Annotated in this window: 13 protein-coding genes; 7 read left to right on the top strand and 6 right to left on the bottom strand. The window is 64.7% G+C overall.

Annotated elements, in window-relative coordinates:
• Nucleotides 1-1242: an ATP-binding protein gene (locus tag G7Y31_RS02645; protein ID WP_280527297.1), complete on the bottom strand. Its 1242-nt coding sequence runs from the start codon at nucleotides 1240-1242 to the stop codon at nucleotides 1-3.
• A gap of 114 nt (nucleotides 1243-1356) precedes the next feature.
• Here G7Y31_RS02645 and G7Y31_RS02640 point away from each other — a divergent pair, with 114 nt between their 5' ends.
• The 6 genes from G7Y31_RS02640 to G7Y31_RS02615 all read left to right on the top strand — a co-directional run bounded on the left by G7Y31_RS02640 (nucleotide 1357) and on the right by G7Y31_RS02615 (nucleotide 8290).
• Complete coding sequence (locus tag G7Y31_RS02640) at nucleotides 1357-2619, top strand: PspC domain-containing protein (protein WP_165008380.1); 1263 nt, start codon at nucleotides 1357-1359, stop codon at nucleotides 2617-2619.
• 174 nt (nucleotides 2620-2793) lie between these two features.
• Entirely contained in the window at nucleotides 2794-4500 is a 1707-nt protein-coding gene (locus tag G7Y31_RS02635) for an efflux RND transporter periplasmic adaptor subunit (protein ID WP_196823607.1), read from the top strand.
• Nucleotides 4500-5168 (top strand): ABC transporter ATP-binding protein, encoded by a 669-nt coding sequence (locus tag G7Y31_RS02630; protein ID WP_165008378.1) that lies wholly within the window; start codon nucleotides 4500-4502, stop codon nucleotides 5166-5168. Before G7Y31_RS02635 ends, G7Y31_RS02630 begins: the two co-directional genes overlap by 1 nt.
• Nucleotides 5165-6457: an ABC transporter permease gene (locus G7Y31_RS02625; protein ID WP_165008377.1), complete on the top strand. Its 1293-nt coding sequence runs from the start codon at nucleotides 5165-5167 to the stop codon at nucleotides 6455-6457. Before G7Y31_RS02630 ends, G7Y31_RS02625 begins: the two co-directional genes overlap by 4 nt.
• A 169-nt stretch (nucleotides 6458-6626) precedes the next feature.
• Nucleotides 6627-7217, top strand: coding sequence for an RNA polymerase sigma factor (locus G7Y31_RS02620; RefSeq protein ID WP_165008375.1), 591 nt, complete (start codon nucleotides 6627-6629; stop codon nucleotides 7215-7217).
• A complete protein-coding gene (locus G7Y31_RS02615) occupies nucleotides 7214-8290 on the top strand; it encodes a DUF4179 domain-containing protein (protein ID WP_165008373.1) in 1077 nt (358 codons plus the stop codon). Before G7Y31_RS02620 ends, G7Y31_RS02615 begins: the two co-directional genes overlap by 4 nt.
• 95 nt (nucleotides 8291-8385) lie before the next feature.
• On the opposite strand, the gene guaA is transcribed toward G7Y31_RS02615, so the two are convergent.
• The 3 genes from guaA to guaB are packed head-to-tail and all read right to left on the bottom strand — an operon-like array spanning nucleotide 8386 to nucleotide 12647.
• Nucleotides 8386-9942: a glutamine-hydrolyzing GMP synthase gene (gene guaA, locus G7Y31_RS02610; protein WP_196823606.1), complete on the bottom strand. Its 1557-nt coding sequence runs from the start codon at nucleotides 9940-9942 to the stop codon at nucleotides 8386-8388.
• A gap of 37 nt (nucleotides 9943-9979) precedes the next feature.
• Entirely contained in the window at nucleotides 9980-11107 is a 1128-nt protein-coding gene (locus G7Y31_RS02605) for a GuaB3 family IMP dehydrogenase-related protein (protein WP_165008371.1), read from the bottom strand.
• A 19-nt stretch (nucleotides 11108-11126) separates the two neighbouring features.
• Nucleotides 11127-12647: an IMP dehydrogenase gene (guaB, locus tag G7Y31_RS02600; RefSeq protein WP_165008369.1), complete on the bottom strand. Its 1521-nt coding sequence runs from the start codon at nucleotides 12645-12647 to the stop codon at nucleotides 11127-11129.
• Between the two features lie 117 nt (nucleotides 12648-12764).
• Here guaB and G7Y31_RS02595 point away from each other — a divergent pair, with 117 nt between their 5' ends.
• Complete coding sequence (locus G7Y31_RS02595; RefSeq protein WP_165008367.1) at nucleotides 12765-13136, top strand: DUF5319 domain-containing protein; 372 nt, start codon at nucleotides 12765-12767, stop codon at nucleotides 13134-13136.
• 110 nt (nucleotides 13137-13246) lie between these two features.
• On the opposite strand, the gene G7Y31_RS02590 is transcribed toward G7Y31_RS02595, so the two are convergent.
• Nucleotides 13247-14086 (bottom strand): hypothetical protein, encoded by an 840-nt coding sequence (locus G7Y31_RS02590; RefSeq protein ID WP_165008365.1) that lies wholly within the window; start codon nucleotides 14084-14086, stop codon nucleotides 13247-13249.
• A gap of 41 nt (nucleotides 14087-14127) precedes the next feature.
• The gene (locus tag G7Y31_RS02585) at nucleotides 14128-14667 is read right to left on the bottom strand and encodes a sigma-70 family RNA polymerase sigma factor (protein ID WP_165008363.1); all 540 of its coding nucleotides are present in this window, start codon (nucleotides 14665-14667) and stop codon (nucleotides 14128-14130) included.
• Nucleotides 14668-14741: the final 74 nt, after the last annotated feature.

Genomic DNA, 14741 nt, shown 5'->3' with positions numbered 1-14741 from the left:
CTATAACGCTACCGTGACCTCAACCTCGGTCCCCTCCCCGGGGGCGGAGCGCACCCGGGCCCGCCCGCCCACGGACTCCATGCGTGCTTGGATGGAGTCCTTCAGCCCATGCCTGTCCGCCGGCACGGCCTGCGGGTCGAAGCCCACGCCGCGGTCGCGCACAAAGATGGACAGCTGCCCGCCCAGGTTCTCCGCATAGACGTCCAAGGTCTCTACTCCCGCGTGTTTGCCGGCGTTGACCATGGCCTCGCGCGCGGCTTGGACGGTGAGTTTGGTGGCATCGCTTAGCGCCGCGTCCTCGCCCACGCGCACGGGGCTAATCCGCACGCCAAATAGGTCCTCGACCTCCCCGCACGCAGCCTCCAGGGCAGAAAAGACGCTGGTGGGCCCAGAGGTGGTGGGCCCAGAGGTGGTGGGCCCATGGCTGCCACGTCCGGCGCTGGCAGGCCCGGCGACTGCGGGGGCATCGAAAAGCCACCCGCGCAACTCGCGTTCCTGGGCGCGCGCCAGGCGCACCACTTCCCCGGGGTCTTGGGCACGCTTTTGAATCAGCGCCAGGGTCTGCAGCACGGAGTCATGCAGGCGCGCGGCAATCTCTGCCCTTTCTTCCGATGCCGCCTTCCCCGCCTGCTCCTGCGCCAGCGAGCGCCACAGCTTGAGCAGCAGCGGCACCACCAGAGCACCTAATCCCACCACGGTCAGCGCCACCGCCAGCAGCGCCGGGCCAAAGTCCTGGCCGCCATTCCAGCGCAAGACGCTCAGCACCACGCCCGCGAGCACCAGCAGGCTTCCCAGGGTGATGCTCAACCCGCTCATGGCTGAGTCCAGGCCCCGGTCGTAGGCCAGCCAGGCTATCAGCGCGCCGAGGACCACCACCGCCACCGGTACCAGCACCGGCAGGCTCAGCCCGCTCATGGCCACCGTGCCCGCCAGCCCGGCCAGCACCCCTAGCACTGCCAGGCCGACATGTGCCCCGTGGGGCATCTCCCACCGCGAGCGCGGGGCCGGGCCCTGGGCCACCGGGATGAACATCCACAGCGCCGCGTAGAGCACCGCCCCGAATCCAGAGAACAAGCTCAGCACAATAAAGGTCCCGCGCACCACCAGCACGTCTACGCCCAAGTGCTGGGCCACGCCCCCGGCTACCCCGGCGATAACCCGCCCGGTCTGGGGGCGCACCATCTTCGGATAGGGCCGTGCTTTCTCCGGCGTCCTGTACGGGCCCAGTGCTGCTTTATCCATGCATTCCATAGTGGCACGCCCGCCCCCGCACGCAGATCGGGGATTACCCTGATCTGTGAAAATCAGGGCGTTCCCCTATAGCTTTTGCCCAGGCACGCGCCAATACTAAAAGTCATGAGCAACTCTTCTCCGCACGAATCTGCGCCCCAAGAACCCGGCGGGTCCGCGCCGCAAGACCCTGCCGCAGCTGATACCTTCGGCGCCACTCTGCGCGCCATGTGGGCCACCCGCCCGCCGCGCATCCCGTCTTCCCAGGGCTCCTCTGCCCGCCTGGCCGGGGTGTGCGAGGGCATTGGCGCGCGCTACCGCGTGGACCCCACGTTCATTCGCATCATCTTCGTTGTCACCACGCTGATGATGGGAACCGGTGTCGCCGCCTACCTGCTGGCCTGGATGTGTATGCCGCGCTACGGCAAGGCCTCCGCGCCCATCGACGATCTTCTGGGACGCCGCGATGGCCCCGAGAACGAGGCAGGCTTGGCCATCGGTCTGATCTTCTTCTTCCTGGCCGTTGCCGGGATGGGCCCCCTGATTGGCGAAGGCTTTAGCCTCAGCCCCCTGCTGGCCACCGCCCTGTGGCTGGGCGGGTGGTACCTGCTGCACCAGCGCCAGCCGCACCCGCCCGCAGGCTTGCTGGCCGCCCCTGCCCAGTCTGCTCAGTCTGCTCAGTCTGCCGATGCCCCCAGCAACTCCGATGACCTCGACTTCTCAGCCTTTACCCCCGTGCCTGGCTATCCCTTCCCGCCGGGGCGTCAGGCCCCGCCGCAGTGGGATCCGCTAGGGGTCGCCCCAGACCTGTGGGACCTGCCGGACACTGGCGGCGTAGATAGCGCCGCCAGTGACAAGCTCGATGGCGCCGCCAGTGGCAAAGCCGGCAGCACGGCTGGGGCTGGGCCGGGGGCATCGGCAAGCAAAGCACGGGGCAAGAAGTCCGGCTCGCGGGCGTCCGGAATCATTGCCATTGCCCTCACCGTCATTGCGCTGACGGTTTTTGTTGGGGTCGCCGGCCCGGAAAACAAGGGCATTGGCGAAATAGTGGAAGCACCTGAGAATGCCGCAGCCTTGCGCAGCGAATACGCCCTGAACACGGGCAGCATTGAGCTCGACCTGTCCAAGTTGAACAACGCTGAGGAGCTGCGCGCGCTGGCCGCCCAACGCGGCACACCCGGCCAGCCGGTGGCGATAGACATCAGCGTGAACGTGGGCTCGGTGGAGCTGACCTTGCCGCGCGAGCTGCCCTACCGGCTGGAGTGCACCACGCGGATCGGTAGCCGCAACTGCGGCGAAGGCGGCAGCATCACCTCTAGCGCAGCCGAACCGCTGCTAGACATTAACGTGCGCACCAAAATTGGCTCCATCGAGGTGAAGCGTCCCTAAACAGACTTCCTCAACAGTCCCCCTAAATAGGGCCCCGCGCCACCCCCGCAGACTGCAGTAATGGTGAGAAGTTGCTAAGACTCCCCCGTCAGGGCTGGGCCCAGCGGCGGGGGTGAAGTAACCTGCATCCATTGCCATTAAACAAACAATTGCATCTATAAGGATTTCTAGTCTATGTCGAAGAAGACCATTGCGGTTGCCGCCGGACTCGGCGTGCTGGCCCTCGCCGGTGCTGGCGGGGTGTTCGCCCTCACGCACAACAGCTCCGAGGCCATCCTCACTGCCGCGGACATCACCCACGTTGCCCCCGCGGACTTGTCCACGGAAATCTCCGCCTCCGGCACCGTGGCTGGCCAGCGCGAAGTAGCGCTGAGCACCACCCTGACCGGGCCCGTGCAGTCCCTGGATGCCAAAGTCGGCGACCGCGTGGAGGCCCAGCAACTGCTGGCGACTATCGACACCACCGCTACCCAGCGCGAGCTCGACACCCAGCGCGCCACCCAAGCAGTGGAGCAACAGCAGGCGTACAACAACATTGAATCCGCCCAGCTGCAACTGTCCCAGCTGCAAGACAGCGTGGCCGGCGGGCTGAACCCGGAAATCAACTCCGCCAAGGCGGCCGTGGACCAGGCGCGCAGTGCCTACGATGACGCCGTCCACCAGCGCGACGACGGCCCGGACTCCCCCGAGGTCGCCCAAGCCCGCACCGCAGTCAAAGAAGCCCGCTCCGCGCTGAGCACCGCGCACAACAGTGCCATCCAGGCCAGCTTGACGGCGCTGAGCCAAAACGCCTCCCCGGAGGCAGATGGGCCTTCCGTGGTGGGTTCGCTGATCAACTTGACCGAGGCCGATGACAAGGTCGTTGACGCCCGCCGCCACCTCACCGAGGCCGAAGAATCCCTGGCCCGCCAACTCGAAGCCCACGACGCCGAGGCCGCCCGCCACGCCCGCGCCGCCGCCACCGCCTACCGCGGGGTCTCCGAAGCCGAACTAGGCCTGCAAGCCGCTGAGATGGCCGTGCAGCACCAGATCGACACCCGCTCCCAGGCCGTTGACCACGCCCTCAAGGGTGCTGCCTCTGCCGGGGCCAGTGCGGAGATCGCCACCAAGTCCCTGCAACTTCAGCTTTCCGATGCCGCCGTGCGCACCCCCTTGGCTGGCGTCGTCACCGCCGTCAATGCCACCACCGGCCAGCCAGCCCAAGGCGCCTTGCTGACCGTGACCGATGACTCCGTCTTGCGCGTGCGCGTCAAGGTCAAGGAGGCAGACATCTCCGACATCAGCATCGGCGACAAAGTCACCTTCACCTCGCCCAGCGCCCCGGGAAAGACCTTCCGCGGCAAAGTCACCTTCATCTCGCCTACCAGCGAGGCCGCCAAGTCCGAGGCCGCAGGCAGCGAGTCCGGTTCTGCCCGCAACTCTGCGGAGTTCCCGGTAGAAATCCAGGTGGAAGGCTCCCGCGAGGGCCTGCGTCTGGGCTCTACCGCCAAGGTCAAGATCATTACTGATGAGCGCACAGGCGTTCTGAGCGTCCCCCTGTCCGCCGTTATACATGAGGGCGAGAAATCCTATGTGCTGCGCGTACGCGACGGCGTGGTCGAGCGCCAAGAAGTTACCGTGGGCACGGAGTCTTCGCTCAACGCGGCCATCGACAAGGGCCTGAGCAAGGGCGACGCCATCATCTCCCAGGCGGAGACCCACCTAGACCTCGTCGGCCAGCCGGTGCAGGTCCTCGGCGACGGCGGTGCGGCCGGCGGCGGCAGCGACGGGGACGCTGCCGCCGCAACTGGCGCCACAGCCAAGAACGCTGTTACCAAGGACGCTGGAACCACTGGCGAGGGTGGGGCAGCCGGGGCATCGGCAAGCAAGGGCCAAGCCTAATGCTCATTGACATGCGCGGCATAGTCCGCCGCTTCAACGAGGGCAAAGACAGCGAAATTACCGTACTGCCGGGGTGCGACCTGAGCGTCGAAGCCGGGGAGTTTGTCTCCATCGTGGGGCAATCCGGGTCCGGTAAATCGACCCTGATGAACATTATCGGGCTGCTGGACCACCCCACCGCCGGCAGCTACCACCTCGACGGCGTGGACGTGCTCAGCATTTCCGACAACGCGCTGGCCACCTTCCGCGCCCAAAAAATTGGCTTCGTGTTCCAGAACTTCAACCTCATCGGGCGCATGTCTGCGCTGTCCAATGTGGAAATGCCCATGGGCTACGCCGGGGTCTCCAAAAGGCAACGCACCACCCGCGCCAAAGAACTCCTGGAGATGGTGGACATGACCGACCGCATGCACCACGCCCCCAATGAACTCTCCGGCGGCCAGAAACAGCGCGTGGCCATCGCGCGCGCCCTGGCCAATGACCCAGACATCCTTTTAGCCGACGAGCCCACCGGCGCACTGGACTCCCACACCGGGCGCATGGTCATGGACCTGTTCCACCAGCTCAACCGAGAACTGGGCAAGACCATCATCTTTATTACCCACAACCCCGAGCTGGCGGCAGAAACCAGCCGGACCGTAACCATGATCGACGGGAGGCTGCAATGAGCGTAAGCGAATCCGTCCTCATTGCCCTGCGCAGCCTGCGGGCCAACAAGATGCGCTCCGCGCTGACCCTGCTGGGCGTTATCATCGGCATCGCCGCCGTGATCGCCATCTTGACCCTGGGCGCAGCACTCAAAACGCAGTTCACCAACGACCTGGATAAGTTCGGCGCCAATAACTTCACCGTCGCTGTGGAGGAGCGCCCCGAACCCGGCGAACCAGACATCTCCACCGACGCCAACCCCTTCGGCGGCGGCGAAGGCGCCCCAGCAGACGCCTACCTCACCGAAGACATGCTGGCCAGCATCCGCAGCGCCATGGGGGAAGAAATCTCCTCGCTGATCGTGGGCGAATACGCCACCTACCCCGGCACCCTGTCCGTCGATGACACCACCGACACCGAAGGCAGCATCCAGCCCACCAACCCGGACTACATCACGTCCTCCCAGTACCGCATCGAGGCCGGACGCTCCTTGAGCGAAGAAGACATTGCTTCTGCCCGCACCGTGGCGGTCATCTCCAACGAGCTGGCCACCGCGCTTTACGGTGCGGACTTTGCCAGTGCCATCGGCCAATCCCTGGACTTTGAAAGCAGCGACGGCAAGCTGCTGAGCCTCAACGTGGTGGGCGTGTACTCACCGCCGGATACCTCCGCGCTGTTTGGCGGCGCCCCCAACAACTACGCCCTGGTGCCTTACCCCCTAGAGGCCGACATCTCCGAACGCCCACTTGCCGGGGAGGCGTTTAGCAACATCAGCGTGCGCGCCGCCGCAGGCCAGGACAAAGAGGCCGTGGGCCACCACCTGCAGCAAGTCGTCGACGCGCTCTACGCCAACGATGAGGACTACCGCGCCAAGGTCTCCGACTTCAGCGAGGACCTGGCCAGCTTCAACAAAATGGTGACCGTGATGAGTATGGTCATCGCGGCCATTGGCGGCATCTCGCTGCTAGTCGGCGGCATTGGCGTGATGAACATTATGCTCATCACCGTCACTGAACGCACCCGCGAAATTGGCGTGCGCAAAGCCCTGGGCGCGCGCCGGCGTGACATCCGCGTCCAGTTCGTCATCGAGGCGATTATCGTCTGTCTGATTGGCGGGCTCATTGGCGTTGTGCTGGGGTCTATCGCCGGCATGGTGGGCGCCAACCTCATGGGCGCCTTCGTCTTCCCGCCACTCTCCGCCGTGCTGGTATCGCTGCTGTTCTCCCTGGCCATTGGCCTGTTCTTCGGCTTCTACCCCGCCAACCGCGCGGCCAAGCTGGATCCCATCGAAGCCCTGCGCCACGAATAGGCCGGCCCGCGCGCGGGCCCTGGTCGGCCCGAGGGGGTGCGCGGGCCCGCTGGCCTGCCACCGCACCCCCTATGCCACGCCTGAGCGGGCCCGCTGGTCCGCCTCTCGGTGCCCGGTGTCAGATTCTCGGCCGCTCGACCGTATTAATGGTGAGAGCGAAGGAGACACAATGGACAGACGCATTGCAGCGCGCCGCGCGGTCGATACCTATTCCGACACGCTGCTGCGCTTATGCATGACATATCTGCGCAACCCCCACGACGCCGAGGACATCACCCAAGAAGTCCTGCTCAAACTGCTCACGCACGGCCCCTTTGACAGCCCGGAGCATGAGAAAGCATGGGTGTTGCGCGTAGCCATCAACGCCTGCAGGGACGTACTGCGCAGTGCCGCGCACCGTCTACGCGCCGACACTCAGCCTGCCGATGCCCTGCTTGCCGATGCCCTCCCCGCCACCGGCTCCAGCCCTTACGCGAGAGCTTACGGCGGGCCCTACCCCGAGCCGGGGGCTAGCGCCGGCTCCGGCTCTTACGGCGAGTCCTACTCCGAGCCGGGAGCGAGCGCCGGGCCCGTTACCGAAGCGGTGGCGCAACTGCCCCACGCCCAACGGCTGGCTGTGTACTTGTACTACTACGAAGGCTATGACGCCGCAGAAATCGCCGAGCTCACCGGGGCATCGCGCGACGCCGTCTACCAGCACCTGCACCGCGCCCGGCGGGCATTGAAGAACACCCTCACCCAGAATGGAGCACGCCCATGAACACCGACTTTGACACCCGCTTTCGCGAAGATTTGCGCGCCGAGCTCGATTCCCAGCACGTGCCCCTGCCGCAGCGGCAGGCGCTGGTGGAGCGGCTGGTGGCGGCATCGGCAGACACGGCCAGGCCAAGCACAGGCGACGCCGACACGGCGGGGCTGAGTACAGCACGAGGCAGTGCGGCCGGGCCGGGGGCGGCATCGGCAAGCACGGGCCGGGGACGGCGCCACGTCGCGGCTGCCATCGCGGCGGCAATGCTCGCAGGCGGCGGGCTCAGCGCCGTGGCCGCCGGCAACCTCAACCTGGACCTGGTGCAGGACCTGTTTGGAACGGCGGCGGATACGGAGATTGTGGAGCGCATCGGCAGGCCGATTGGTGCTGTGGCCGAGGACCAGGGCGTGCGCGTGCGCGCGGAGCAAGTGCTTGGCGATGCCCACAATATCGCCGTGGTCTATAGCATCGAGCGCACTGATGGCCGCCCGCTAGACCTGCCGCCTACCGCCGGTGGCCTGCTGGGAGCGGGGTTTGCGGACGCCACGATCTCGGCCCGCGGCGGCACGCCGGCGAGCTACGCGGGCAGCTCCTATTTCTTTGATGCGGACCCCACTGAGCCATCTATCCAATACGTGGAGAAGCTCATGCTCAGCGGCGATGAGCTCATTGGCAAAAATCTCCACGTCACGCTCAAAGATTTGCAAGCCCTCCCGGGCCAAGACGCCGCGCCGGATGCCCACCCGCAGACAATTGCCCCCGGCAAGTGGACACTCAACTTCGCGCTGAACTACGAAGATGCCTCGCGTCCGTTTAACCCGGCTGGGAATGTCGCGGCGATGTCGCTGTCGCCGATTGCCCTCAACGTCGAGGTGCAGGGCGTGCCGGAGGGGCACAGCGTGGACGAGTACTTAAACAGCCTTGGCCCCGCGCGCGTGCATCTGGGCGGCGAGACGGTTACGGCGGCTTCTCCTGCTGCCGCCTGCGATGAGCACGTTTGCCACCTCAGCTTCCCGATGCCTCAGCTGCTCAACCCCGCCCACGCCACCAGCATCGAGCTGGGCGGGCAGGTTTTCCGCGACTAGCCGCCGCGCGCAGGGTACGGCCGCGGACGCCCGGCTTCGGGCGCGCGCCTCAGGCGCCCTGGCTTCGGGCGTGCGCCTGAGGTACCCGGAGGGGCTTACTCCCACTCGATGGTTCCCGGCGGCTTGGATGTCACGTCCAAGACCACCCGGTTGACGTCCTTGACTTCGTTGGTGATGCGCGTGGAGATCTTCTCCAGCACCTCATACGGGATGCGGGTCCAGTCGGCGGTCATGGCGTCCTCAGAAGACACCGGACGCAGCACAATCGGGTGGCCGTAGGTGCGGCCATCGCCCTGCACGCCCACAGAGCGCACGTCTGCCAGCAGCACCACCGGGCACTGCCAAATCTCTGCATCCAAACCGGCGTTGGTCAGCTCCGTGCGGGCAATCAGATCGGCTTCGCGCAGGATCTCCAGCCGCTCCGCGGTGACCTCACCGATAATGCGGATGCCCAGGCCCGGGCCCGGGAAAGGCTGGCGCGCCACGATCTCCTCCGGCAGCCCCAGCTCCCGGCCGACCGCGCGGACCTCATCCTTAAACAGCAAGCGCAGCGGCTCTACCAGCTCAAACTCCACGTCATCCGGCAAACCGCCAACGTTGTGGTGGGACTTGATATTCGCGGTGCCATCGCCGCCTCCGGACTCCACCACATCCGGGTACAAGGTGCCCTGGACCAAAAACGCGGTGTCCTCGCCATCCAAGGCCTGATCCACGGCGCGCTCAAAAGAGCGGATGAACTCCGCACCAATCGCCTTACGCTTGGCCTCCGGGTCCGTGACCCCAGCCAACTTGGACAAGAAAGCCTCACGCTCATCGGCCGTAATCAGCTTCGCGCCAGTCGAGGCCACGAAGTCCTTCTCCACCTGCTCGCGCTCGCCCGCGCGCAACAGCCCATGATCCACGAAGACGCACGTCAGGCGATCCCCAATCGCGCGCTGCACCAGCGCGGCCGCCACGGCGGAATCCACACCACCGGACAGGCCACAAATGGCGCGGCCGTCTTCCCCGATCTGCTCGCGCACCTGCGCAATCAACTGCTCCGCGATGTTATCTGCGGTCCAGTTCTGTTCCAGGCCAGCGACCTCGGTGAGGAAGCGCGTGAGCACCTCCTGGCCGTGCGGCGAATGCAGCACCTCCGGGTGGTACTGCACACCCGCCATACGCTTGGACAGACACTCAAACGCCGCCACCGGCGCGCCAGCCGAGGTAGCGGTAACCTCAAAGCCCTCCGGGGCCTGCGCCACGGCATCCCCGTGGGACATCCATACCTTATGGGTTTCCTCCAGGCCGGCGTGCAACACACCGCCAGTGACCTGTAGGTCCGTGCGGCCGTACTCGCGCTCTCCAGTGGAGGCCACCGTGCCCCCCAACGCGTGGTTCATAGCCTGGAAGCCGTAGCAAATGCCGAAGACCGGAATCCCCAGCTCCAGTAGCTCCGGTTTCAACGCCGGGGCACCGTCCTCATACACAGACGATGGCCCGCCGGAAAGAATTAGCGCAACCGGCTGCTTAGCCTTAATCTCTTCAACTGACGCGGAATTTGGCACGACCTCGGAGTAGATATTGGCCTCACGCACGCGCCGCGCAATCAGCTGCGCATACTGAGCACCAAAATCCACCACCAGGACGGGGCGAGGATTAGATGTAGTCACGCGCTACAGTCTAGCCCACCCCGCACAGCGCGCAGTCTTAAGCGCGCACCGCCAGGCCAACCTTCTGGAAGGACTTCAAATCGGTGTAGCCACACTTGGCCATCGCCCGGCGCAGGCCACCCACCAAATTCAACTCGCCAAAAGGCTGATTGGAGGGACCGTGGAGGACAACGGCGAGGGAGGGAGCGGGGGAATCGGCAAGCGGGGCGAAATTGGGGGCATCGACAGACTCAATGATACCACGCGGGAAACGGGGGTGACCTGCGGTAGACGGCCAGTACCAGCCCTTACCACCAGCTTCCGCCGCGCGCCCCAGCACAGAGCCGAGGACCACGCCATCGGCACCGCACGCAATGGCCTTGGCAATGTCCCCGGAGGTCTCCACGCCGCCATCTGCCAGCACGTGCACATAACGCCCGCCGGTCTCATCCAGATAGTCGCGACGCGCAGCTGCCACATCCGCAATAGTGGTGGCCATGGGCACATCAATCCCCACGGTCTCCGCGTTGGTATTGACCCCAGAGCCCACGATGATGCCGGCCGCACCCGCACGCATCAAGTGCAGCGCCGTAGTGTAATCCGCCACGCCACCAGCAATGACCGGGATGTCCAGCGAACCTATGAACTCCTTGAGGTTTAGCGGTTCCCCACCCGTTTGGACGTGCTCCGCCGAAATCAGGGTGCCCTGGATGAACAAAATCTCCGCACCGGCCTTGACCACCACCGGTGCGAGTTCACGGGCGCGCTGCGGGGAGACCCGCACCGCCACCGTCACACCAGAGTCACGGACCTGGGCAATGCGCTCCGCCAGCAACTCATGGTTAATCTCTGCTGCATGCAGCTCCTGCAGCGTGGACAAGTCCTGCGGGTTCTCGCTGACCTGCGCCAACGCGCCATCCAAGTCCGCGTGGCGGCCCAGTAGGCCTTCCGCGTTGAGCACACCCAGCCCACCTTGCTTACCCATCTCAATGGCGAACTCGGGCGTGGCCAGGGCATCAGTAGGGTGGGACACCAACGGAATATCGAAGGTGTAGGCGTCGATACTCCAGCTAGTATCTACGTCCTTCGACGTACGCGTCCGGCGGGTGGGGACCAAGGAAATCTGGTCCAAATCATAGGTGCGGCGGGCCTCGCGGCCCACGCCAATCTCTACATAGTCACGCATGTGGAGTCCTTCGCGGTTCTTAGCGGTAGTTCGGGGCTTCGACGATCTGCTGCAGGTGGTGCGGGTGGGATTCCTTCAAACCTGCTGCGGTGATCTGCACAAAGCGCTTGGTCTTAAGCTCCGCCAGGGTGGCCGAGCCGGTATAACCCATAGACGCCCGCAGGCCGCCGATAATCTGGTGGACAATGGCGTCAATGTCCCCACGGAAAGGCACGCGTCCCTCCACGCCTTCCGGCACCAGCTTGTCCTCGCTCTTGACGTCTGCCTGGAAGTAGCGGTCCTTGGAGTAGGAGCGCTTCTCCCCGGACAGGCCACGGCCCTGCATGGCCCCCATGGAGCCCATGCCGCGGTAACGCTTGTACTGTTTGCCCTGGACCACCACGATGTCCCCCGGGGCTTCCGTAGTACCTGCAAACATCGAGCCCAGCATGACCGTATCCGCGCCTGCGGCCAGGGCCTTGGCAACATCGCCGGAGTACTGCATGCCGCCGTCGCCGATAATCGGCACACCCGCCGGGCCGGCCACAGCAGCGGCCTCCATAATTGCGGTGATTTGCGGCGCACCCACGCCGGCCACCACGCGGGTAGTACAGATGGAGCCCGGGCCAATGCCCACCTTGATGCCGTCCGCACCGGCCTCAATCATGGCCTTTGCGGCCTCACGCGTGGCCAGGTTGCCGCCAATAACATCGACCTTGCTGCCAAAGTCTTGCTGCACGCGGGCCACCATCTCCAGCACGCGGTTGTTGTGGGCGTGAGCCGAGTCCACCACCAGGACATCCACCCCAGCGTCTACCAAAGCACCGGCGCGCTGGTAGGACTCCTCGCCCGTACCAATTCCGGCAGCTACCAGCAGACGGCCGGAGCCGTCCTTGGATGCATTCGGGAACTGCTCGGTCTTGACAAAATCCTTGACCGTAATCAGTCCCACCAGCTTATTCGCGCCATCGACAATGGGCAGCTTTTCTACCTTGTTAGTCGACAACAGAGACAGCGCCTGCTCCTTGGACACGCCCTCCTTGGCCACTACCAGCGGCATGGGCGTCATAATGTCGGAGACCTTGCGATCAAAGTCCGGTTCGAAACGCATATCGCGGTTGGTGCAAATGCCCAGCAGGGTGCCTTCGGAGTCCACGACCGGCAGGCCGGAAATGCGGTAGCGTGCGCACAGCTCATCTACCTCCGCAATGGTCATGTCCGGCGAGGCCGTAATCGGGTCCGTGACCATGCCAGACTCAGAGCGCTTGACAATTTCGACCTGCTCCGCCTGGCTTTCAATGGACAAGTTGCGGTGGAGCACGCCGATGCCGCCCTGGCGGGCCATCGCAATAGCCATCCGGGCTTCCGTGACGGTGTCCATGGCGGCAGACGCCAGCGGCACCCCCAGGCGGATGTTGCGAGTGAACTGCGCGGTGGTATCTACCTCGGAGGGCACGATGTTGGACTCTGCTGGCAGCAGCAGTACATCATCAAAAGTCAGGCCGTACAGGGCAACCTTGTTTGGGTCATCTCCACCAGTAGATACATGCGAATTTGTCATTGCGTCTCCTTAGCTAAACCGCGGCTCTTCGGCTGGATAATGTAGCTAACAACTGTAGTCTTTTTACCCCCTATTAGGGAATTGATTATCCCCAACTATCCCCCTAGGCTCGGGAGGGTGAACTTTTTCGCTAACATGCCGCGCGATCCTTTCGCCGATGACCCCAATGACCCGGCATCCTTCTTGGAAGACGATGAGCAGATGGCGCCGCTCACCCCGGAAGAGCGCGTGGCTATCAGCAACGACTTGCGCCTAGTGCAGGAATTTGCCCGTGTACTGCGGCCCCGCGGCGTAGAGGGGGTGTTCTTCATTTGCGAGGACTGCACTGAGGAGCATTACTACGAGTGGGAAATCATGGCGGCAAATATGCGCGCTACCCTCAACGATGAGCTAGCCCCCGTCCATGAGCCGGGCGCACGGCCCGACCCTTCGCGTTACGTGACCTGGGATTACGCCATGGGTTACCTGGACGGAGTGTCTCAGCGCTAGCCACCAGCCTCGCCGCCACAGGCTGCGCCAACACACCGTACGTCAGCGGCCACCGGGCGGCCCTTAGCCGCCGGACCCACCGGCGCAGGCCGCGCCGACACAGGTTTGGACTAGTACCCCGGCACGCCGGCAGGGGTGGGCTGGGCGGACACGGGGGACTCCTCAGCGCCGAGCTGGTGCGGGTCTGTTCCCTGCGCGACACCTGAGGGCTGCGCGGGCACCGGCTCAGAAGCCGGAGCGCTGCTGGGGGCTGGCGCAGGCGGGGCGGTGACCGTGACAGTCACATACTCGGTGGCATAAGCCGTGGTGGTCTCCGTGACCGGGGCGGGCTCCTCCGCGCGCTCTGCTGGTGGCTGGTCGGGGCGCTCCGTCACCGTCTTGGTGGGTGCGGGAGACTTTTCCAGCTCCTCCAACTGCGAAAGCGCGTGTCGCTCCTGGCGCGAAGCAGCCTCCACCCGGGCACGCAGCTGGTTAATCAACTCCCGGGCACCCTCGAAGTCCCCGGAAGCAGCCTTGTTTTCCGCCTGCTCCAACGTGGCAGCCAGCTCCACCACCGAAGATGCATCCTCCGAACCAAACAGGGCGGTGTGCGCGCCATACAGCGCGGAGCCCGGCTGCGCGTTGTATACCGCAGCACCAGAACCGGCCACCACCAACGTCGCGGCCGCAGCACCAATCAGCCCCGAGGCCCACGGGTGAGCTCCCCGACGGCGCGCACGGCGCTCCGGCAACGAAATCACTGCGGCCTCGTCCTGCGCACCCTCAATCTGCGGGGCGGCCGGCATGGGGGCGTCTACCTCTTCCTTCAGCGATAACAGCAGACCGGCCAGCGGGTCCTGGCCTTGAGTGGTATCCGTGCCCTGGGAAAGTGCGTCGAGAAAGTCATCATCTGCAACCAGCGGCGCAAGCTGTTTGGTGATGTCCGCGGTATCTTCGCGTTTGTTGCTCATCCGCGCTCTCCTTCAAATTCAAAACCTAGTCATGGTGGGGGTCACAACGCCTTGCGCAATTGATTCAACGCACGATGCTGCGCGACGCGTACCGCGCCCGGCGTTGAACCCACAATCTCCGCAGTCTCCTCAGCACTCAGCCCAACGAAAACCCGCAGGATAATGATGTCACGCGCCTTATCACTTAATGTATCGAGCAGCGCACGCACCTTGTTACTGCCGTCCAGCGCCAAAGCGTTCTCCTCCGGCGTGTTCTCCCCCACAACATCCGGCAACTCCTCCGTGGGAATGGAATGGTCCCGCCCAAAACTGCGATGTGCGTCGGTGACCTTGTTAAACGCAATGCCGTAGACAAACGCCATAAACGGTCGGCCCTTGTCCTCATATCTATCAATAGACGTAGCCACCGCCAAGCAAATCTCCTGGGTCACATCCTCCGCCGTGGGGTGGCGCCCACCCCCAATTCGCGCGCGGCAATACCGCAGGACCTGCGGGTAAATGATCTGGATTATCTCTTGCAGCGCCCGCCGGCTGCCGCTCGCAGCCAATGGCACCAAGCCATCAAGGTCGGTCTCGCTCACGGATAATTAATCCTTTACACGTCGTTGCTTCGGCACACAGCCAATCACTGGGAAACATTGTGTCACATTCCCGC

Origin of the sequence: Corynebacterium lizhenjunii, from assembly GCF_011038655.2 — a bacterium.
GTDB lineage: Bacteria > Actinomycetota > Actinomycetes > Mycobacteriales > Mycobacteriaceae > Corynebacterium > Corynebacterium lizhenjunii.
This window is presented reverse-complemented; position numbering and strand designations above follow the sequence as displayed.

What these genes read in the sequence shown, in the direction of transcription:
- G7Y31_RS02605 (WP_165008371.1), bottom strand. Translation starts at nt 11,107, where the DNA reads ATGCGTGACTATGTAGAGATTGGCGTGGGCCGCGAGGCCCGCCGCACC.
- guaB (WP_165008369.1), bottom strand. Translation starts at nt 12,647, where the DNA reads ATGACAAATTCGCATGTATCTACTGGTGGAGATGACCCAAACAAGGTT.
- G7Y31_RS02625 (WP_165008377.1), top strand. Translation starts at nt 5,165, where the DNA reads ATGAGCGTAAGCGAATCCGTCCTCATTGCCCTGCGCAGCCTGCGGGCC.
- G7Y31_RS02615 (WP_165008373.1), top strand. Translation starts at nt 7,214, where the DNA reads ATGAACACCGACTTTGACACCCGCTTTCGCGAAGATTTGCGCGCCGAG.
- G7Y31_RS02640 (WP_165008380.1), top strand. Translation starts at nt 1,357, where the DNA reads ATGAGCAACTCTTCTCCGCACGAATCTGCGCCCCAAGAACCCGGCGGG.
- G7Y31_RS02635 (WP_196823607.1), top strand. Translation starts at nt 2,794, where the DNA reads ATGTCGAAGAAGACCATTGCGGTTGCCGCCGGACTCGGCGTGCTGGCC.
- G7Y31_RS02620 (WP_165008375.1), top strand. Translation starts at nt 6,627, where the DNA reads ATGGACAGACGCATTGCAGCGCGCCGCGCGGTCGATACCTATTCCGAC.
- G7Y31_RS02590 (WP_165008365.1), bottom strand. Translation starts at nt 14,086, where the DNA reads ATGAGCAACAAACGCGAAGATACCGCGGACATCACCAAACAGCTTGCG.
- G7Y31_RS02630 (WP_165008378.1), top strand. Translation starts at nt 4,500, where the DNA reads ATGCTCATTGACATGCGCGGCATAGTCCGCCGCTTCAACGAGGGCAAA.
- G7Y31_RS02645 (WP_280527297.1), bottom strand. Translation starts at nt 1,242, where the DNA reads ATGGATAAAGCAGCACTGGGCCCGTACAGGACGCCGGAGAAAGCACGG.